Raw genomic sequence first — 19,009 nt, forward strand, 5'->3', positions numbered from 1 at the left:
CATGCGAACGGCGTCCTCGAGTGAGAACGCCGTTCGCTGGCACGTCACCCTGGTTACCATGCGTGCACCGGTTTGCCGCCTCAGGACGATGCCTGGGTCGCGCTGCCCCTTTGGGATGGGCTGGTCGCCGCGTGGGTGCCTGGGTTGTCGTGCAATCTCTACCAGGCCCGAAGGCCCTTTGCTGATTCCTTTGTACTCCTGAAACCCCTTTCTGTGAAGGGGAACCGGCGTCTTCATGGAGTTGAGAACAATGAAGCTATCTTCAGCTTTCAGCGTGTCCGGGCACGCCGCCGGGAAGCCATCAGCAGTGCTCCTGCGGCCACCGCGGCGATCAGGCCGGCCGCTACAGCGGGTCGTCGTACGCCCTGGAGGCCAGTGTGCTCCGACGGCTCCGCGAATTCCAGGACCGGCCAGCCGCGCTCGGTCGCGACCCGCCGCAACGCCTTGTCCGGGTTGACCGCGAACGGGTGCCCGACCGCGGCCAGCAACGGTTCGTCGGTGATCGAGTCCGAGTACCCGTAGGAGGTCGCGAGGTCGTAGCCCTCGGCGGCGGCCAGCGCCTCGATCGCGGTCACCTTGTGCGGACCGTACGCGTACTCGGCGATCTCGCCGGTGTACTTGCCGTCGGCAACGACCATCCGGGTGGCGATCACCTTGTCGGCGCCGAGCATCGCACCGATCGGCTCCACCACCTCGGCGCCGGACGAGGACACGATCACCACGTCCCGGCCGGCCTGGTGGTGCTGCTCGATCAGCTCGACCGCCTCGGTGTGGATCATCGGCCGGACGATGTGGTCCAGGGTGTCGGCGACGATCGCCTTCACGGTCGCGACGTCCCAGCCGGTGCACATCACCGAGATGTACTCGCGCATCCGCTCCATCTGGTCGTGGTCGGCGCCGCCGAGCAGGTAGACGAACTGGGCGTACGCGCTGCGCAGCACGGTCCGGCGGTTGATCAGCCCGCCGGCGTAGAACGGCCGGGAGAAGGCCAGCGTGCTGGAGCGCGCCAGAATGGTCTTGTCCAGATCGAAGAATGCCGCCGAGCGAGCCGTCATGCAGTCGAGGATAGGCAGTCGGCCGAAACGCCCGGGGGACCCGGGCTTTTGCGTGGGCCGGTATCCCGTTAGACTGGTCGGCAGTGTGACAGTGACACTGGCTGTGAGCGTCCGATCGGGCGGGATCAGCGCTCGGGTGAGACACGGTCGGTTGAAATTGAATCGAGATGTGTGAAGCCTGACCTTGGGGGGTACATACCTCCTGACAGTGGCAGACTGTCGCCTCCTGAACGGCCCCCGGCTCCTCCCCCCGAGCCCGTGGCCGAAGACGGCCCCCGGTCACCCCCCCGCCGGGGGCCGTCGCCTTTCCCGGGATCGCCAAGTACTCGTAAAGATTCTCGCTTTCTGTGCGTGGGAGCGTTCTCACTTTATGCAGGGTCTTGACAATGTAATTGGCTGGTCACAGGTTGTAAGGCATGAAACCGCCTGCACACCGCCCCCAGGCAGCGGTCGTCATCAGCCTGATCGCCGTAGTCATGGCCTTCCTGGTCCCCGGTTCCGCGTCCGCGGCCACCAATCTCGTCACGAACGCCGGCTTCGAGTCCGGCACGCTCTCCGGCTGGAACTGTCCGGCCGGCGGCGTCACGACCTCCGCGCCGCACTCCGGCTCGTACGCCCTGTCGGCGACACCGAGCGCCGGCGACATTGCCCAGTGCTCACAGTCGATTGCGGTCCAGCCCAATACGGCGTACACGCTGTCGGCATGGGTCAAGGGGTCGAACGTGTACCTGGGCGTGGACGGTGCTGCCTCCACGTGGACGACCAGCTCAGGCTGGTCTCAGCTGACGGTTCCGTTCACCACGGGCAACACGTCGTCGGTGACGATCTACGTCCACGGCTGGTACGCGCTCCCGGCGTACCAGGTCGACGACGTCGTACTGGACGGCCCTGGCGGGGCGCAGGACACCACGCCGCCGTCGACACCGGGTGGGCTGGCCGTCGGCAGCCCGACCTCCAGCTCGCTCAAGCTGACGTGGTCGGCCGCCTCCGACGCGAACGGGATCGACCACTACGACGTCGTACGAGGGACCGGGTCCGCTATCAGCGTCGGCAACGTGACGAGCTGGACAGCTACCGGTCTGGCTGCCGCTACCACGTACTCCTTCAAGGTCCGGGCGTGTGACCCGAGCGGCAACTGCTCGGCGTACGGCGCGACTGTCTCGGGTACGACCTCCGACGGCGGAACCAACCCACCGGCCGCGCTCCCTGCCCATGTCCTCACCGGGTACTGGCAGAACTTCAACAACGGCGCGACCGTGCAGAAGATCTCCGACGTGCCGGCGGCGTACGACCTGATCGCGGTGGCCTTCGCGGACGCGGACGCGTCCAAGCCGGGCGGGATCACGTTCAACCTGGACAGCGCCGGACTCGGCGGGTACACGGTCGACCAGTTCAAGGCGGACATCGCGGCGAAGCAGGCGGCCGGCAAGAAGGTCATCCTGTCCGTCGGCGGCCAGAACGGCAGCATCTCGGTCGGCGACTCGACCGCCGCGGCCAACTTCGCGTCGAGTGCCCTCTCGGTACTGCGTACTTATGGTTTCGACGGGATCGACATCGACCTGGAGAACGGCGTCAACGCGCAGTACATGGGTCAAGCGCTTCAGAGCCTGCAGAGTCAGTTCGGTAGCGGGCTGGTGATCACCATGGCGCCGCAGACGATCGACATGCAGAGCACCTCGGCCGAGTACTTCAAGCTGGCTCTGGCGATCAAGGACATCCTGACCATCGTCAACGTGCAGTACTACAACTCCGGCTCTATGAACGGCTGCAACGGCCAGGTGTACTCGCAGGGCTCGGTGGACTTCATCACCGCCCAGGCCTGCATCATGCTGCAGGGCGGCCTGCGTCCGGACCAGGTCGGCCTGGGGCTGCCGGCGTCCTCCCGTGCAGCCGGTAGCGGGTACGTCGACCCGTCGGTCGTCAACAACGCGCTGGACTGCCTCACCAAGGGCACCGGCTGCGGCGCGTACAAGCCGAGCTCCCCGTGGCCGTCGCTGCGTGGGGCGATGACCTGGTCGACGAACTGGGACGCCGCGAACGGCAACCAGTTCGCTTCTCAGGTCGGCGGCCATGTGCACGGTCTGCCCTGATCATGCACAGCTACCGACCTGCTCCGGTGCTGGAGGTTCTCGGTGTCTGCTCGGAGGACGAGCAGCTCTACCGGGTGCTTCTGGCCCGCCCGGAGTCCACTGCAACTGACCTGGCCGCATCCGTCGACTGGCCCGCCAACCGGGTCAGCCGGCACCTACGGTCGCTGTTGTCGCTCGGCCTGGCGTCCCGTACGCCAGGCCGCCCGGCCAGGTACGTGCCCGCCGTACCGGAGGCTGCCGTCGAGCTGCTTGCGCTGCGGAAGCAGGCCGCGATCGTGGAGGCCCGGCTGGGCGCTGCGATGCTGACGGCCGAGTTCCGGCAGCCGGACGCGTTCACGGTGATCCGCGGGACCGAGGCGATCGCGCAGCGGTTCTATCAGGCGCACCAGTGCGCACAGGACGAAGTGCTCGTGCTGGATCAGCTGCTGGTGTCGCCACGCCATGGAGTGACCTATCGGACGATCTACGACATGACGACGCTGTCGTCGCCCAGCGACCTGGTCGTGGCCCGGTCCGCGGGAGGCTGCCGGATGCTGCGCGACGTACCGCTGAAGCTTGTCGTCATTGACCGCCGTACTGCGCTGCTCCCGACTGGTCCGGACGTGGTCGTAGAGCTGGGGCCTTCGAGTCTCCTGGACGCTCTACTGCGCCTGTTCGACCTCCTGTGGCTGCAGGCCAGCCCGCTCGTGCCCTCAGGTCCTGAGGGCCCGCTGACCGCCGACGACCAGAAACTGCTGTCGCTTGCGGCTGCCGGCCTCACGGACCAGGCCATCGCCCGTCGCCTCGGCGTAGCCCAACGCACCGTGGAACGCCGAATGCAGCGCATCCTGAGGGCCCTGGATGCGACCACCCGTTTCCAGGCAGGCCTACGAGCCGGCCAGCAAGGCCTGCTCGTCTAGTCCGTCACATCAGCCACGGTGGCGCTCAGGGCCTTTGTGAGTGCTTGGGCGTCCACCGTGATGCCTACGCCGTGGTCTCCGCCGCCGATGGAGATGGTGCCGGTGATCCGCTCGTCCGCGATCACCGGCCAGTCGTGCGTGCTGCCGAGCGGCGTGATCGTCCCGCGCACGTACCCGGTGACGTCGTACGCCGTGTCCTTGTCCGGCATCGAGATCCGGTTCACCCCGAGCAGCGCCCGCAGCTTCGGCCACCCGATCTCGCGGTCACCCGGCACCAGGACGAACCGGTAGTCGTCGTCCGAGAGCCGCACCACGATCGTCTTGATCAGCCGGGCCGGCTCGATCCCCCGCGCGGCAGCGGCCTCCTCCAACGAGTTCACCCGGCCGTGCCTGGTCACCTCGTAGCTGAGCCCCAACCGGTCCGCAGCATCCGTCGCCTTCGTCACCCGGCTAGTTTTGCACCCGGCTGGGAACGTTCCTCAGCAGCAGGGCGAGGATCAGGGCGACGACGAACAGCGCACCGGCCTCTCCGGCGACCCCGGCCCACTCCGCCCGGCTCCACGCCGTACCGGCAAGTCCCCCGAACACCGAGGACCCCAGGTAAAACGAGAACAGGTACATGCTCGACGCCTGCCCGGTCCCGACGCCGCTGGCGTGTGCCCGCGCCGGTACCCATCCACTGGCGACCCCGTGGACCGCGAAGAACCCAGCTGTCATCACAGCGAGCCCCAGCACGATCAGCGGCAGCGGAGCGGCCAGCGTGATCGCCACACCGGCCAGAGTGATCAAGCAGCCGATCGGTACCACTTTGCGCCGCCCGTACCGGTCGGCCAGAGTCCCCGCGGTTGCCGACCCGGCTGACCCGAGCAGGTACACACAGAACACCAGCCCCGCTGCCCCAGCGCTCAACAGGTAGGGCGAACCGGACAGGCGGAACACTGCGCCGTTGTAGACAGCCACGAACGCGCCGACCGCCGTTGCAGCTATCCCGTACAGCGCGAGCAGTGCGGGATCCTTGAGGACCTTGCTCGAGAACAGGCGGGCCTGGCTGGGGCGGAAATTGCGTGACGCAGGCAGCAGCAGCCACACGACGGCCGCACACAGTACGCCGACCAGTGCGATCCCACCGGTCGCGAAGCGCCACCCGCCGACGTCCGACAGCCCGCCTGCGATGAGACGACCCGCCATACCGCCAACCGCCGTACCGGCGATGTAGAGGCCGCTGGCCCGGGCATGGCTGTCCTCGTGCACCTCCTCGCGCAGGTACGCCATGGCTACCGCAGGGAGCCCGGCCATCGCGATCCCTTGCAGACCTCTTAACGCAAGCAGGGTGTGCCAGGTGGGAGCGAAGGCGCTGAGTAGGGCGAAGAGAGACGTCGCGGCGACTGACCAGCGCATGAGGTTGGTCCGGCCGAGGACCTCTGAAGCCGGACCGGCGACCAGCAGCGCCAGCCCGAGGCCGAATGTGGCGAACGACACGCTGAACGCGCTCTGACTGGGGGAGACGTGGAAAGCCGTGACCAGCTCCGGCAGCAGCGGCTGGGTGCTGTAGAGCAGGGCGAACGTCGCGAGACCGGCTGCGAACAAAGCGATGGAGAGCTTGCGGTACTCCGGGTCGCCGGGCAGGTACCCGGTCTGGTGTGCGACGGACTGGTGCATGTCTTCGACGGTCGCACTGTTCCAGCGATACGTAAAATGTCGATCTCAGCAGAAATCGATACGATTTCAGTATGAACGTCGAAGATCTGCGGTGGTTCGTGGTGCTGGCGGAGACCGAGCATCTCACCGAGGCGGCCGCCGCGCTCGGTACCAGCCAGCCGAATCTGACCCGGTCGCTGCAGCGCGTCGAGCGGGCCTTCGGGGTGCCGTTGTTCGAGCGGGAGCGTCGCGGCGTACGGCTGAATCCGTACGGGCGGCTGGTGCTGGAGGCGGCGCGGGCCGGGACCGCGGCGGTGGATACCGCTCGGCGTCGGATCGATGCGCTGCTCGACCCGGAGTCGGGGACGGTCCGGCTGGCGTTCCTGCACTCGGTGGCGACCAGCCTGATGCCGGACCTGCTCAAGGCGTTCCGGGCGGAGGCGCCGCAGGTCGAGTTCGAGCTGCGGCAGGAGCCGGCGCACGACATCGTCCAGGATCTGGAGAGCGGGGAGGCCGAGATCGCGATCATCGCGCCGCGGCCGGACCCTTCGCGGTTCGACTGGCAGCTGCTGGAGCGGCAGCGGTTGTTCCTGCACGTACCGCCTGGGCATGCGCTCGCCACGCGGCGTCGCGTGGAGCTGGAGGCCGCGCGCGACGAGGCGTTCGTCGGGTTGCAGCCCGGGTTCGGGTTCCGGCGGGTGACGGACCGGTTGTGCCGCGAGGCGGGGTTCAGCCCGCAGTTGGCGTTCGAGGCGACCGACCTCGCGACAATCGACAGCCTGGTCGGTGCCGGGCTCGGCGTGGCGATCCTGCCGGCCGGTGCGGTCCGCGGGAACGACAGCGGCGCGGTCCCCGTCCCGCTGGCCGGCGTACGGGCGCAGCGGGAGATCGGGATGTCGTGGCGATCGAGCACGCCGTTGACGCCTGCTGCGGAGCGGTTCCGTGCGTTCGTGCGATCCCGCCCGGTGACGACCAGTTGACTGCCGGGGCAGCGACTTCCGTAGCGTTCGTCCGATTTCCCTGGTGTCGACTTGCAGAGAGAGGGCTTTCCGCCGCACTCTTGCCTGCGTGAGGAAGCATCTGGGTGGGTTCCGGCCAAGTCGCCGGATGCTGTTCGCCGCGGGCACCGCGGCCGCTGCGTCGACGGTTGCGGCCGGTACGGCGGAGGCCACCCCGGCAACGGCCAACATCGCCCTCGGGGCGTACGGCTCCGGCGTGCTGAGCGCCTGGGAGGGTTTCGCCCGCGCGATCTCGAACGAGGCGCAGGTCCGCCGGACGCGGGCGACCGACGGCGTCTACATGTTCGGCGACAGCATCGGGGTCCAGGACGGTCCCGCGCTGGCCCTGCAACTGTCGCAGCTCGGGATCAGCATCGCCGTCCACAACTGGGCCGGCCGCCCGGTCACGCCGGCGGTCGACGCGCTGGAGACCTGGGCGCAGCAGTACGGCCTGCCGCACCGGATCCTGATGTCGGTCGGCTCCAACGACATCTTCACGCCGCCGGCCGTGGCCGCGCAGGTCGAGCGGACGATGCAGATCGTCGGCGACGAGCGGACCGTGTACTGGGTCAACGTGCAGGCCGCCCGGACCGCGCTCGGCCCGGACATCAAGGTCGCGGACCAGCGCAACAGCGCCTGGATCAACCTCCAGCTCGCCGAGGCGCAGCGCCGCTACGACAACCTGCGGATCGTGCACTGGGCCGAGCACCTGGCCTCCAGCCCGAACCGGCTGGCCCGGCTGCTCCGCGACGGGCTGCACCCGTCGATCCCGCTCGGGCGGAACGCCCGCAACGGCCTGATCATCTCGGCCATCAAGTCCGGCTGAGTACGGCGCTCGCCCACCGCACCCAGCCGTCCTCCTCTGTCAGCACTCAGCTGCTTTTATTCCAGAACCCTGCAGCGTCCGCACTCAACTGCTGTTGTTCTTTGTCCTTAGAACCCTGCGGTGATGCGGGTGAAGTCCCAGTCGCCCTGGGCGATACCGCTGCAGTTCGACACCACACCGCCGCCGGCACAGCCGCGGTCGCGGTTCACCGACCAGAACGCCAGCCGGCCGAGCCCGTTGCTCTTGGCCCAGTTGGTGATGTTCTGCCAGGTCGCGGTGCTGGTCATCTCCTGCTGGTCGGACAGGCCGTTCATCCCGGAGATGCCCTGGTGCGCGTACGCCTCCGCGGTGGACCAGCCGAAGGTGGCCTTCAGCTTGTTGTTCAAGCCCTGGGACGCGCCGACCGTGTCGTTGTAGATGTTCGAGCTGCCGAAGTCGAACGGCATCAGCGTGAACACGTCGATGTTCGCGCCGAGCGCCTTGGACTGGTCGATCAGCCGGTTGCCGTAGTACGTCGGACCGGTCGTCGACGTACCGAACGTGACGATCGTCCTGATCCCTTGGTTGTTCTGCTTGACGATCTTCAGCGCGTTCAGGATCCGGTCCTGCACGGCCTCGTTCTCGAACTCGTCGGAGTTCTCGATGTCGATGTCGATCGCCTTCAGGCTGTACGCGTTGATCACCTGCTGGTACGCCCCGGCGAGCGCTTCCGGCGTACCGCAGTTCGGCCCGAGCTTGTTGCCGCTCCAGCCGCCGAACGACGGTACGACGTCACCGCCGGCCGCTCGGATCGCGGCGATCGTGCTGGCGTCCGCACCGCCCTGCAGCGGGCGGCTGCCGTCCCAGGCCGGGTTGCAGCCACCGGACGAGAGCACGAACGCCATGGTGAACGCCTTGATACCGGTCGCGTTCATGACGGTAGCCGGGTTCGGCGGGTCGCCCCAGCCCACGTAGAGGTACGGCGCGGCCTGCTTGGTGCCCGTGTTCCCGCCGCCGGTGCCTGTGGTCACGGAGATGCTGCTGCTCTTCGGTCCTTCACCGGCGCTGTTCGACGCGCTGACCTGGTAGCTGTACGCCGTGTTCGCGGACAGGCCGGAGTCCGTGTACGACGTACCCGTGGGGCTGCCGACCTTCGTACCGTTCCGGTAGACGTTGTAGCTGGTCGCACCGGAGGCGCCCGACCACGTGAGGCTGACCGACGACGCAGACGCCGTACCTGACAGACCACCTGGTGCGCCGGGGACGGTGCCGCCACCGCCGCCTGAGCACGAGCCACTGTTCAAGCGGCAGGCGGCGATGCCCGGGAAGTTGCCCGGGCTGCCGTTGAAGCCGAAGGAGACGGTCGCGCCAGGGGCGAGCGGACCGGCCCAGCTCGGCGGGGTGAACGTGTGCGTCTGGCCGCTGCTGCTGTGGTTGGCGTCCCACGTGCTGCTGACGCCGTACCCGGACGGGAAGTCCAGCGCGACCGACCAGGTGCTGAGCGAACTAGTGGTCCCGTTGGTGACGGTCACCTTTCCTTCGAAGCCACTGCCCCAGTCGGACACTTTCGTGAAGCTGGCAGTGACACCTGCCGCACTGGCCGCCTGCGCGGTCAGCAGGGCGACGACCACCGCGGTAATGGCTGCTATCGCCAATGAGATGCGTTTCATGATCCTCCGATCAGTGGGCGGTACGTGATCAGACCCGTCCCCAGAGTGCGGGAACGTTCGGCGGCTCCCAGCCGGTCAGGGAGGTGTGGCCCTGGATGCACTTGTAGGTGACACCGTCGTAGGTCACGAGTGCACCGGTCGCGTACGCCGTGTTCGGCGCCCACGGAGACGCCTGCCCCGGAGGGGTGGTCGGGGGCGTGGTGGGGGGAGTCGTGGGTGGTGTCGTGGGCGGAGTGGTCGGCGGTGTCGTCGGGGGAGTCGTCGGCGGGCCGCTGCAGCCGGCTGTGCTCGCGTTGACGGAGTCGACCACGTTGTTGAAGAGGGTGACGCCCGTGTCCAGTGCCTCGAGCGAGTACATCATCGCGCCGGCCAGCCCGTTGCAGTGCTGGTAGTCGGCCTTGGCCTTGATCGACTGGGCGTTGTCCCCGGACCAGAACGTGCCGTTGCTGTAGAACCAGCTCGACTGCGTGGCGTTGTCGAAGTGCGTCGCGGCGGGGCTGTCCACAAAGCCGGTGAGCTCCTTGTAGAACGAGACCCCGGGCACGTTGCCGCTCAGCGCATGCCCGTCGGCAGGCCCGGTCGCCGTCTGGTACCTACCGTTGTCGGTGGCCGGAACACCCTTCCATCCCCTGTAGTAGAAGGGATATCCGATGCTCAGCTTGTTCGCCGGGAACCCACCCGGGATGCCGTACGCCGAGTCGCCCGTCGTCCACGCCTTCACCGCGGAGTCGACCGAGTACTTGCCCTGCCCCGGCGGGATCGGGCTGCTCGGATCGTTCGGCGCCGTGTACAGCGGGTCCTGGAAGTTCGTCGGCCCGGTGGCCTCCCAGCCGCCGTGCATGTCGTACGTCATCACGTTGTTGTAGTCGAGGTACTGCCCGACCTTGTTCGTCTCGATGTTCGCGATCTTGTCCTGGCCGGCCGGAGTGGCGGCGGTCAGGTAGTACTTCTTGCCGGTCTGGCCGCCGTACGCGTCGAGCTGCGCGCGGAACTCGGCCAGCAGCAGCGTGAAGTTCTGCTTGTCGGCGGGGCTGTAGTGGTTGCCGACATGGCCGTTCGGTGAGCCCGGGTACTCCCAGTCGATGTCGACGCCGTCGAAGATGCCGGCCCCGGAGCCCGCGCCGCCGAACCCGTCGATCACGGGCAGGTCGCCCTTCAGGAACATGTTCATGCAGGAGCTCACGAAGGCCTTGCGTGAGGCGTCGGTGGCGGCGGCGTCGGAGAAGTACTTGGAGTACGTCCAGCCGCCGATCGAGATCAGGATCTTCAGGTTCGGGTACTTCGACTTGAGCTTCTTGAGCTGGTTGAAGTTCCCCTGGATCGGCTGGTTCCAGACGTCACCCACCCCGTCGACACTGATGTCCGCGCCGTACGACTTGCCGTAGTCGGCGAACGCGTCGCCGGCGCCGTCACCGGCGTTCGGGTTGTTCTCGTCCTGGGACGCGGCCTTGTTGGCCATGAAGCAGGTGTGGTTGGCCGGGTCGATGTTCGCGAAGGCGTAGTTCAGGATGTCCAGCTTGCCTGCGGCACCGGTGGTGACCAGGTTCTTCGGGTAGAAGGCGTTGGCGTAGATCCCCCACTGGGTGAAGTACGCCGTCTTGACGCCCCCGCTGGTCGCCTGGGGCGCCGCGGTGGCTGCGTTGGCCGCGGTGGCGTCCGGGGTCGCGAGAGAGACGCCGGCGGCGGTGATCAGGGCGGTCGCCGCGACGGCGGCGGTGGCTGCGAGCGTGCGCAATCGACTCATCAGGTTCCTCCGGAGCGATGGGACGGAAGCGGTCCGGTGAAATAGTTAAAGACGCTTCGAAAGGAACCGTAACCGTTCGGGCCGAGTTGGTCGCGGGCTCGTCGTGGCGGGTTCCCGCTGCTGACGGAAACCCGACAGCCCTTTGTCCACAGGGATCCGATGCCGTGTCCGGAAACCCCCGAACAACGGCATGTTCTAGGTATGGACACCAACCCACCACCCCCATCGGTGCTGATGGCAACTACCAACGAAGCCCTGCTCGAAGACCTCCTCCGGCTCGCCGCGGCCGCATCCGTCACGCCGCACGTCGAGCGCGACCTTCGCGCCCTGCGACGCAACTGGCATGCCGGTTCCCTGGTCGTGATCGGCCGCGACCTGGCCGAGCCGCTCGCCCGTGTGCAGCCCCCGCACCGCCCCGGCGTCGTCGTGGTCGGCTCGATCCCGGACGGCGACGACCTCTACCGCGCCGCCTTCGACATCGGCGCCGACCTGGTCTGCCGGCTTCCCGCCGACGAGCCGCTGCTGGCCGGCAGACTGGCTGACGCCCTCGACGGCACCACCCGCGCCGCGCTGACACTGGCCTTCGTCGGTGGCTGTGGGGGAGCCGGCTCGACCACACTCGCCGTCGCGGTCGCCGTGCTCGGCAACCGGCGCGGGTTCCGGACCATGCTCATCGACGGTGACCCGCTCGGCGGCGGCATCGAGCTTGCCCTCGGCATCGAGCGCGACCCCGGCGACCGCTGGCCCAAGTTGCTGAACGCGTCCGGCCGGGTGAGCGCCGCCGCACTCCGTTCCGCCCTACCGTCGGTCGACGGCCTGACGGTCCTGTCCTGGGACCAGTCCGACGTCACGGTCCTACCGCCGGACACGATGAGTTCGGTGATCGGCGCCGCCCAACGCAGCACCGACCTGGTCGTCCTGGACCTGCCCCGGCGTGCCGATCCTGCCGTCGAGGAAGGTTTCGTCCGCTCGACGGCAACCCTCCTCGTGGTGCCGTGCGACGTCCGCTCGGTCGCCGCCGCCAAGCGCCTCTCCGGACCGCTCCGATCCGTCGCCGGCGACGTTCGCGTCGTCGCCCGGGACTCCCGCCCCGGCCTGGCGCCCACGGACGTCGCCGCCCACCTCTGCTTGCCCTTGGCAACCAAGCTCGGCATCGACCCCAAAGTTCCCGCGGCCATGGACGAAGGCCGCTTCGCCCCGCACCGCCGAAGTCCGCTGACCCGGGCCGCCGCCGACATCCTCAACCTGTTCGACCTCGTGTCCCTGGAGCCCGTATGACCATCACCGCTGTTCCCGACGGGCTGCTCGACCGCGTCCGAGGCACGCTCGCCATCACCGGAGCCGCGCCGACACCCGTTCACGTCGCGGCAGCGCTCCGCGCCGACGGCACGATCTGCGGCGACGCGATGGTCCTCGCGGTCGTCACCGCCCTCCGCCGCGAGGCGCTCGGTGCCGGCCCGCTCGACAGCCTGCTCGCCGAGCCCGGCGTCACCGACATCCTGGTCAACGGCCCCGACGAGGTCTACATCGACCGCGGCCACGGCCTCGAGTTCGTCGCGATCCGCACCGGCGACGAACAGGCCCTCCGCCGCCTGGCCACCCGCCTCGCCGCCGCAGCCGGCCGCCGCCTCGACGACTCGACGCCGTACGTCGACGTCCGCCTCGCCGACGGCACCCGCTTCCACGCGGTTCTCGCCCCGATCGCCGCGCCCGGCACCTGCCTGTCGCTGCGCATCCCGTCCCGCAAGGTCTTCACTCTCGACGACCTGATAGCCGCCGGCGCCCTCCCCCCGGCCGGCGCCGCCATCCTGCACGACCTCCTCGACTCCCGAGTCGCCTTCCTGATCAGTGGCGGCACCGGCACCGGAAAGACCACCCTCCTCAACTCCCTGCTGTCATTGACGAATCCCGCCGAACGCCTGGTCCTCGTCGAGGACGCCAACGAACTCCGCCCCGACCATCCCCATGTGGTCCGCCTCGAAGCCCGCCCACCCAACATCGAAGGCGCCGGCGAGATCTCCCTCCGCGACCTGGTCCGCCAAGCCCTCCGCATGCGCCCTGACCGCCTGGTCGTCGGCGAAGTCCGCGGCCCCGAGGTGGTAGACCTCCTGACCGCCCTCAACACCGGCCACGAAGGCGGCTGCGGCACCATCCACGCCAACTCCGCCGCCGACGTCCCCGCCCGCCTCGAAGCCCTGGGCGCCCTAGCCGGCCTGACCCAGCCCGCCATCCACAGCCAAGCCGCCTCGGCCCTCCACGCCGTGATCCACCTGACCCGTTCCCCCGCAGGCCACCGCCGAATAGCTGAAATCCACACCCTCACCAAACCCCCCAACGCCCGACTGACCACCCAACCCGCCATCACCTTCCACTCCGACAACACCCACACCCTCCACCCCGCAGCCCACCTCTTCACCACCCCCAAACCCACCCCATGACCCCCCTCCTAGCCGCCCTCCTAACCCTCGCAACCACCGCATTAGCCCTCCCACCCCCCTCCCCAGGCCTCCACCGCCTAACTCCCCAACACCCCCACAACCCCACAGACCCCCAGCGGCCCGGCACCCAACCCGCCGGCACTCAGTTCCCTGCCGCCCAGCTCTTGGGCACCGAGTTCCTGGGCACCGAGCTCCTGGGCACCCAGCCCCCTGGCGCCCAACGCCCAGGCCACCAACTCCCAGCCCGTCAGCTCACCGGCCCCCAGCCCGCCCAACCACTCAGCCGACACCTCCGCCCCCGACTAGCCCGCCCCTGGCTCCTCGTCCCACCAACAGCCGCAGCCCTCCTCAGCACCCAAGCGCTCGTCTCCACCCTCGCCATCACCGTCGTACTACTCCTAGCCGCCAACCAACGAGCCCACCACAAGCGCCAGAAGATCATCACCACCCGCCGCGCCACCATCATCGAAGCCCTGGACGTCCTGTCCGCCGACCTCACCGCCGGTCGCCCACCAATCGCCGCCCTGGAAGGCGCAGCCTCCATCAGCCCGGACCTCCAGCCAGTGCACGCAGCCGCCAAACTCGGCGCAGACGTCCCCACCGCCCTCACGAGAGCCGCAACCACCCCCGGCGCCACCAGCCTCCGCGCCCTGGCCGCCGCCTGGCGCGTCACCGAACAATCCGGCGCCACCTTCGCCGCCCTCACCGAACGCCTCGCCAACTCCCTCCGCGCCGACGAAGCCATCCACCGCCAAACCGAAGCCAGCCTCGCCACCGCCCGCTCCACAGCCCGAATCCTCGCCACCCTCCCCACCGCCGGCATAGCCCTCGGCTACGCCCTGGGCGCCCACCCCCTCACCTTCCTAACCACCACCGCACCCGGCTACTTCTGCCTAACCACAGGCCTCCTCCTAACCACCGCAGGCCTCCACTGGACCACCCGCCTATCCACCCCCCAAACCTGACCCACACCCCACACCTCCGCACTCCACCCCGCACCGCGCACCCGCACCGCGCACCCGCACCGCGCACCTGCACCGCGCACCGCACCGGGCACCGCACCGCGCACCCCGCACCGCGCACCGCGCACACGTCCAAACCCTGCACCCCAAACGTCGGCGCCCCGCGCCTGCGCCGTACCCAACGAGACCTCACATGCCCCAAGCCCTGGCCGCCGCTGTAACCGTTGCCCTAAGCACCTACCTGTTCATTCCACCCCGCCCCGACCTCCGCCGCCTAACCCGACCCCGACGACGCACCACCCCCCGCCCTCCTCGCACCCACCGTCTAGCCGCAACCGCCGCCGCCCTAGCCGCCCTCACCCTCCTCGACTTCCCCTGGAGCCTCATCCCGGCCGCCATCGCCTACTACGCCATCCCCAAAGCTCTATCTCGCCTAGAACCCGCAGCCACCAAACAACGCAACCTCCAAATCTCCCGCGACCTCCCCCTGGCCATAGACCTCCTGACCGCCTCTCTACGAGCCGGTCGCCCACCCCAACAGGCCCTGTCCCTTGTAGCCGAAGCCCTCCCCGGCCCACTGGCAGACATCTTCACCAAAATCGCCCACCACCTAGCCCTGGGCGCCGACCCAACCACCGCCTGGTCCCACCTCAGCTCCGAACCCTCCTGCGCCCCCATGGCCCGAGCAATCTCCCGCTCCGTCCGCTCCGGAGCAGCCCTCTCCAAAACCCTCGAACACCTCGCCGACGAAACCCGCCGCACCAACCACCACGCCGCCGACCAACACGCCCGCTCCGCCGAATCCCGAGCCACCCTCCCCCTAGGCCTCTGCTTCCTCCCCGCCTTCGTCCTGCTCTCAATAGTCCCCACCATCGCCGACGCCTTGATCCCCTACCTCCTCCACCCCTGACCCCCCATCCCGCTTATCCACAACCCAAAAACCCTTACAAAAAAGGCCATCCAACAACGGCATGCTCTAAACGAGCAACGGAACACCCCACCCAGCAGGAGGCAAAATGCCAACCCCCGCACCAGCCACCAGCACCCACCCCACCGCCACCCATCTCACAACTCACCCCGCACCTTCCCGCACAACCCACCCGACGCCCCATCGCACATCCACCGCTCCCGGATCTGCCGGCCCCGGATCCACCGCCCCGGCGTCCGCCGCACCCGCCTCGAACGATCCCGCGTCGAACGCACTCACATGCAGCCCGTCCATCCCCGACACAACCGACCCAACCGCGCCCCCTTCCAACGCGCTCATTCGCCCTCCAGCCACGAGCATCCGACGCCGCAGATCCCGTGCAGACCAGGGCGCGATAACCGCCGAGTACGCCGTACTCATCGTCGGCGTCTGCGGCTTCGGCGGAGCAATGGTCGCCCTCCTCAGATCCCCCGCAATGCAGGCCGTCCTGAAAGCAATCATGAACTTCGGCCTCAAGATTGCCGGCGTCGAAGGCGTCCACCTCTAACCCGAACAGACCCACCCTCAACTGAGCCAGTACCTGATCCCTCCCGGCTCTGCCCCTCGATCCGGCGGCCGGTCGGTGCTCCCCCCTCCCCGACCGGCCGCCACCCAGGAGCCAGAAATGCACCACCAAACAAACCTCGCCCCACGGCCAGCCCTCGCTCTCCGGACCACCACCAGACCTCACTCATACCGAAGCATTCGCACCGACCGAGCCGCCCAGACCGACAAGCACTCGTTGTCAAACCACGCCATCGCCTTGACGTGTGTCGCTGGACCCAACAGCAAGCCGGCCATCGGCGGTCGGCGTCGAGGAAGAGGTGAGAGTCGGAGAGATGACCGAGGAGCCGTCACTGCTGAGATGGCGTTGGTACTTCCGGTGTTGGTAGCCCTGCTGCTGTTGGGAATCTGGTCCATCGGTCTGGTCGTGATGAACATCCGATGCATCGACGCCGCTCGCGATGTAGCACGTGCGGTCGCCCGCGGCGAATCACCCGAAGGCGCGGAAGCGATCGGACACCGAACAGTGCCCACCGGAACGATCACCATCACCCGCGACGACTCGGACATCCACGTGACCGTGACTGCCAAACCCACCCACTCCCCACCGCTCCTGACCTTCATCACTCCCACCCAACTCACCGCCACAGCCACCCTCCAAGCCGAACCAGGCACCCCATGACCCCTCCAAGCGCACCGACCTCCGGCACACCGGGCTCCTGCGCACCGTCCTCCTGCGCACCGTCCTCCTGCGCACCGTCCTCCTGCGCACCGGGCTCCCGAATCTTCCGAGCTCGAACGGCTCGCGCTGGAACAGTTCGCGCTGGAACGGCTCGAGGCGATCCGACGAGTGGTCGTGTGAGGCGGTCGGAGCGTGGTAGTGCGACGCTTCAAGTGGTGTTTGCCGCCGTACTCCTGTTCGCGGTGTTTGCAGTGGCCATCCTGTGGTCGGCGATCTCCACTGCGCGCCACAAGCTCAGCGCTGCGGCGGACCTAACTGCTCTCAGTGCTGCCCAGGCCCCTGAACACCGGACCCGTTGATCCCGCGGAGCCTCCGAGGTCCGGGCGGCCGGTCGGCGGTGTCCAGCTGGGGGACAGTAGTTATGTGTCCCGTCGCTCTGGATCGGTGGCCGATGCTGAGGTTGTCGCGCGGGGTGCACCCGGTGAGCCCGCTGTGCTGCGTACGCCGAGTGCGCCGCGTGCGTCCAGTAGGTCGGGTGCGCCGCACGTGCCGAGTACGCCGAGTGTGGCGAGTACGTCGGGTGCCTTGAGTCGGTTGGGTGCGCTGAGTGCACTGAGCGCGAAGGCTTGTGCGGTCGCCGAGCGGGTGGCGGTGGGGAATGGGGTTCGGCTTGTTGGGTGCGAGGTTGTTGCTGATGCAGTGACCGTTGAGGTTTCGGTGGAGTTGGACCTTCGGGTGGTGCGGCCGACGCTTACTGCACGTGCTCGTGCTGGGCCGGTGTGAGCCTGTGGTGTCAGGCAATTGTTGCGGTGGGTTCTGGTGTGGTCGCGATCTGGTCGCAATCTGGTAGAGATGCCGCGTTGATGTGGACGGCGTCTGTGGCTGCGTTCCATCATCGGGAACCGAGTACTGCTCATTTCCGGACGTACTTCCCCGGCGTCCGGACGGTTACCTCGGAGGCTCGCTTGCCCGACCGGATTCGGCTGCTGCTGGTCGATGACCAGATCCTCAGCCGAGGCTTGCTTCGCAGCGGTCTGGAGCGTGAGCGCGATCTTGAGATCGTTGCCGAGCTCAACCGTTCCGACGACGTCGTTGGTGCGGCGAAACGACATCGGGCGAACGTCGCGCTGGTCGACGCCGGCGGACCGGGGAATCACAGCATCACGGTCACCACGAAGTTGCGTACGTCGATGCCGGAGTGCCGGGTCGTCATGTTGACGACATACGGGCGTCCGGTGCACATGCGTCGTGGCCTGGATGCTGGGGCGAAGGGTTTCGCGTTGAGGGGGAGCCCGGTGCCGCAGTTGGCTGACGCGGTACGGCGGGTGCACCTGGGGTTGCGGGTGGTTGACGCGAATCTCGCGGCGGAGAACTTGCGGTATTCCGAGACTCCGCTGAATGAGGATGAGACCGACACGCTGCGCGCGGCGCGTGAGGGTGGGTCGGTGTCGTTGATGGCGCGGAAGCTGGAGGTGTCGGAGCGCGTCGTTCGTACGCGGCTGTGGTCGGCCATTGGCAAGACGGGGGCTCGGACTCGGTCCGACGCGGTCCAGATAGCCGAACAGAACGGCTGGCTGCTCGACTAACTGGCGGGCGAGCCGGTGGTCAGGCGGGTGGTCGTGCGTGCGGTGGAGGCTGCGTGTTGGGTTGGTGGCAGGCGGGGTCAGTTGGCCGTATGTGACGTGCAGAGGATAGGACGCGGCCGTAGGCGAGGTGCTGAAAGCAGGCGGTTCGAGCGAGAGGGCCCGTTGGGGTGAGCGGCCGTGTTGGGTGGGCGTGGGGCCTGCGGGTGGGCGTGTGAGTGCAGAGGTGTGGGGCCGGCGGCTGTGTGGCGTGTGGGTGCGGAGGTTAGGTGGGGGGTTGTTCGGGGAGGGCGTCTAGTTGGGATAGGAGCCAGTTGGGGCCGGTGGGGGTGGCGCCGGTGGGGGTTAGGCGGTCGCGGAGGGCTCGGTCGGCGGTTACTACGGTGATGGTGGGGTGGGTTGGGTCGGCGGCGGCTTCTTGGGTGACGGTGACGATGGTGTCGTCGCCGGAGCCGGGGGCCAGGACTACGCGGAGGTTGTCGGTGTTGGGGGCGTTGTCGCCTGAGGTGGCTTGGCGGGCGGCGCCTTCCAGGACGACGATCACGGTTGTGTCGGGGGATTGGGCCTGGAGGGCGGAGAGGCGGGTCAGTAGGCGGCGGGCTGCGCCGGCGCGGTCTCGCCACCAGCCGTCGGGGCGTGAGCCGATCACGTTCGCGGCGTCGACGACGATTACTCGGCTTGGCTCACTGTCCATCGGACCAGTTTGCACTTGAGTACGTACGAGTGCCGCGCCTCGTGCTGCATGTCCACCGGCTTCCGCGCGGACGGATCCGGCAACCCACCTCCCGCAAGGTTGTCTCTGGCTGTGCGGTGACAGGCAGGGTGAATCACGTGCAGAGCGTGAGCCCCCGCGCAGCCGGTGCGTTTGGGGCAGTCGGCGGGAGCCTGCTGCGGGCTGCGGGCTGTGGGCTGCGGGGTTAGGCGCAGGCGGCTCTGCTCCGGGGCGTCGGGCGAGCAGTTGGTGGTGGGTTGGA

The 19,009-nt window shown here is 68.3% G+C and carries 18 protein-coding genes; 12 read left to right on the forward strand and 6 right to left on the reverse strand.

The window, feature by feature from the left end; translation table 11 throughout:
* Positions 1-269: 269 nt before the first annotated feature.
* On the reverse strand, positions 270-1,055 hold the full coding sequence (locus tag JOF29_RS26805) for an HAD family hydrolase (RefSeq protein WP_209697200.1): 786 nt from the start codon (positions 1,053-1,055) through the stop codon (positions 270-272).
* 416 nt (positions 1,056-1,471) lie between these two features.
* On the opposite strand from JOF29_RS26805, the gene JOF29_RS26810 reads away from it, so the two are divergent.
* Together JOF29_RS26810 and JOF29_RS26815 are read left to right on the forward strand one after the other, a co-directional pair.
* Positions 1,472-3,145 carry a chitinase gene (locus JOF29_RS26810; protein ID WP_209697201.1) on the forward strand — a complete coding sequence of 558 codons (1,674 nt, stop codon included), beginning with the start codon at positions 1,472-1,474 and terminating at the stop codon, positions 3,143-3,145.
* A gap of 2 nt (positions 3,146-3,147) precedes the next feature.
* On the forward strand, positions 3,148-4,044 hold the full coding sequence (locus JOF29_RS26815; protein WP_209697202.1) for a helix-turn-helix transcriptional regulator: 897 nt from the start codon (positions 3,148-3,150) through the stop codon (positions 4,042-4,044).
* Here JOF29_RS26815 and JOF29_RS26820 read toward each other — a convergent pair.
* On the reverse strand, positions 4,041-4,490 hold the full coding sequence (locus JOF29_RS26820; protein WP_209697203.1) for an aminoacyl-tRNA deacylase: 450 nt from the start codon (positions 4,488-4,490) through the stop codon (positions 4,041-4,043). The two genes, JOF29_RS26815 and JOF29_RS26820, sit on opposite strands and share 4 nt — an antisense overlap.
* A 4-nt stretch (positions 4,491-4,494) precedes the next feature.
* On the reverse strand, positions 4,495-5,703 hold the full coding sequence (locus JOF29_RS26825; RefSeq protein WP_245359488.1) for an MFS transporter: 1,209 nt from the start codon (positions 5,701-5,703) through the stop codon (positions 4,495-4,497).
* Positions 5,704-5,774: 71 nt separating this feature from the next.
* On the opposite strand from JOF29_RS26825, the gene JOF29_RS26830 reads away from it, so the two are divergent.
* Together JOF29_RS26830 and JOF29_RS26835 are read left to right on the forward strand one after the other, a co-directional pair.
* Entirely contained in the window at positions 5,775-6,662 is an 888-nt protein-coding gene (locus tag JOF29_RS26830; RefSeq protein ID WP_209697204.1) for a LysR family transcriptional regulator, read from the forward strand.
* A gap of 88 nt (positions 6,663-6,750) precedes the next feature.
* The gene (locus tag JOF29_RS26835; protein WP_307863709.1) at positions 6,751-7,506 is read left to right on the forward strand and encodes an SGNH/GDSL hydrolase family protein; all 756 of its coding nucleotides are present in this window, start codon (positions 6,751-6,753) and stop codon (positions 7,504-7,506) included.
* Positions 7,507-7,613: 107 nt separating this feature from the next.
* Here JOF29_RS26835 and JOF29_RS26840 read toward each other — a convergent pair whose 3' ends face one another.
* Together JOF29_RS26840 and JOF29_RS26845 are read right to left on the reverse strand one after the other, a co-directional pair.
* Entirely contained in the window at positions 7,614-9,155 is a 1,542-nt protein-coding gene (locus JOF29_RS26840) for a cellulose binding domain-containing protein (protein ID WP_209697205.1), read from the reverse strand.
* A gap of 28 nt (positions 9,156-9,183) precedes the next feature.
* Complete coding sequence (locus JOF29_RS26845) at positions 9,184-10,899, reverse strand: glycosyl hydrolase family 18 protein (protein ID WP_209697206.1); 1,716 nt, start codon at positions 10,897-10,899, stop codon at positions 9,184-9,186.
* A 201-nt stretch (positions 10,900-11,100) separates the two neighbouring features.
* On the opposite strand from JOF29_RS26845, the gene ssd reads away from it, so the two are divergent.
* The 8 genes from ssd (at position 11,101) to JOF29_RS26880 (ending at position 18,038) form a co-directional block, all read left to right on the forward strand.
* The gene (ssd, locus tag JOF29_RS26850; protein WP_209697207.1) at positions 11,101-12,177 is read left to right on the forward strand and encodes a septum site-determining protein Ssd; all 1,077 of its coding nucleotides are present in this window, start codon (positions 11,101-11,103) and stop codon (positions 12,175-12,177) included.
* Complete coding sequence (locus JOF29_RS26855) at positions 12,174-13,337, forward strand: TadA family conjugal transfer-associated ATPase (RefSeq protein ID WP_209697208.1); 1,164 nt, start codon at positions 12,174-12,176, stop codon at positions 13,335-13,337. The genes ssd and JOF29_RS26855 overlap by 4 nt, the downstream gene beginning before the upstream one ends.
* 164 nt (positions 13,338-13,501) lie before the next feature.
* Positions 13,502-14,302, forward strand: a complete 801-nt coding sequence (locus tag JOF29_RS26860; protein WP_209697209.1) for a type II secretion system F family protein — start codon at positions 13,502-13,504, stop codon at positions 14,300-14,302.
* A 190-nt stretch (positions 14,303-14,492) separates the two neighbouring features.
* Positions 14,493-15,209, forward strand: coding sequence for a type II secretion system F family protein (locus JOF29_RS43630; RefSeq protein WP_245359490.1), 717 nt, complete (start codon positions 14,493-14,495; stop codon positions 15,207-15,209).
* A gap of 106 nt (positions 15,210-15,315) precedes the next feature.
* Positions 15,316-15,774 carry a DUF4244 domain-containing protein gene (locus JOF29_RS26870; RefSeq protein WP_209697210.1) on the forward strand — a complete coding sequence of 153 codons (459 nt, stop codon included), beginning with the start codon at positions 15,316-15,318 and terminating at the stop codon, positions 15,772-15,774.
* A gap of 117 nt (positions 15,775-15,891) precedes the next feature.
* On the forward strand, positions 15,892-16,452 hold the full coding sequence (locus JOF29_RS44745; RefSeq protein WP_281067436.1) for a TadE family type IV pilus minor pilin: 561 nt from the start codon (positions 15,892-15,894) through the stop codon (positions 16,450-16,452).
* Positions 16,449-16,811 (forward strand): pilus assembly protein TadG-related protein, encoded by a 363-nt coding sequence (locus tag JOF29_RS46100; protein WP_372446363.1) that lies wholly within the window; start codon positions 16,449-16,451, stop codon positions 16,809-16,811. The genes JOF29_RS44745 and JOF29_RS46100 overlap by 4 nt, the downstream gene beginning before the upstream one ends.
* A 606-nt stretch (positions 16,812-17,417) precedes the next feature.
* On the forward strand, positions 17,418-18,038 hold the full coding sequence (locus JOF29_RS26880; RefSeq protein WP_209697212.1) for a response regulator transcription factor: 621 nt from the start codon (positions 17,418-17,420) through the stop codon (positions 18,036-18,038).
* 262 nt (positions 18,039-18,300) lie between these two features.
* Here JOF29_RS26880 and JOF29_RS26885 read toward each other — a convergent pair whose 3' ends face one another.
* The gene (locus JOF29_RS26885) at positions 18,301-18,729 is read right to left on the reverse strand and encodes an NYN domain-containing protein (RefSeq protein ID WP_209697213.1); all 429 of its coding nucleotides are present in this window, start codon (positions 18,727-18,729) and stop codon (positions 18,301-18,303) included.
* Positions 18,730-19,009: the final 280 nt, after the last annotated feature.

Source organism: Kribbella aluminosa, assembly GCF_017876295.1.
Taxonomy (GTDB): domain Bacteria; phylum Actinomycetota; class Actinomycetes; order Propionibacteriales; family Kribbellaceae; genus Kribbella; species Kribbella aluminosa.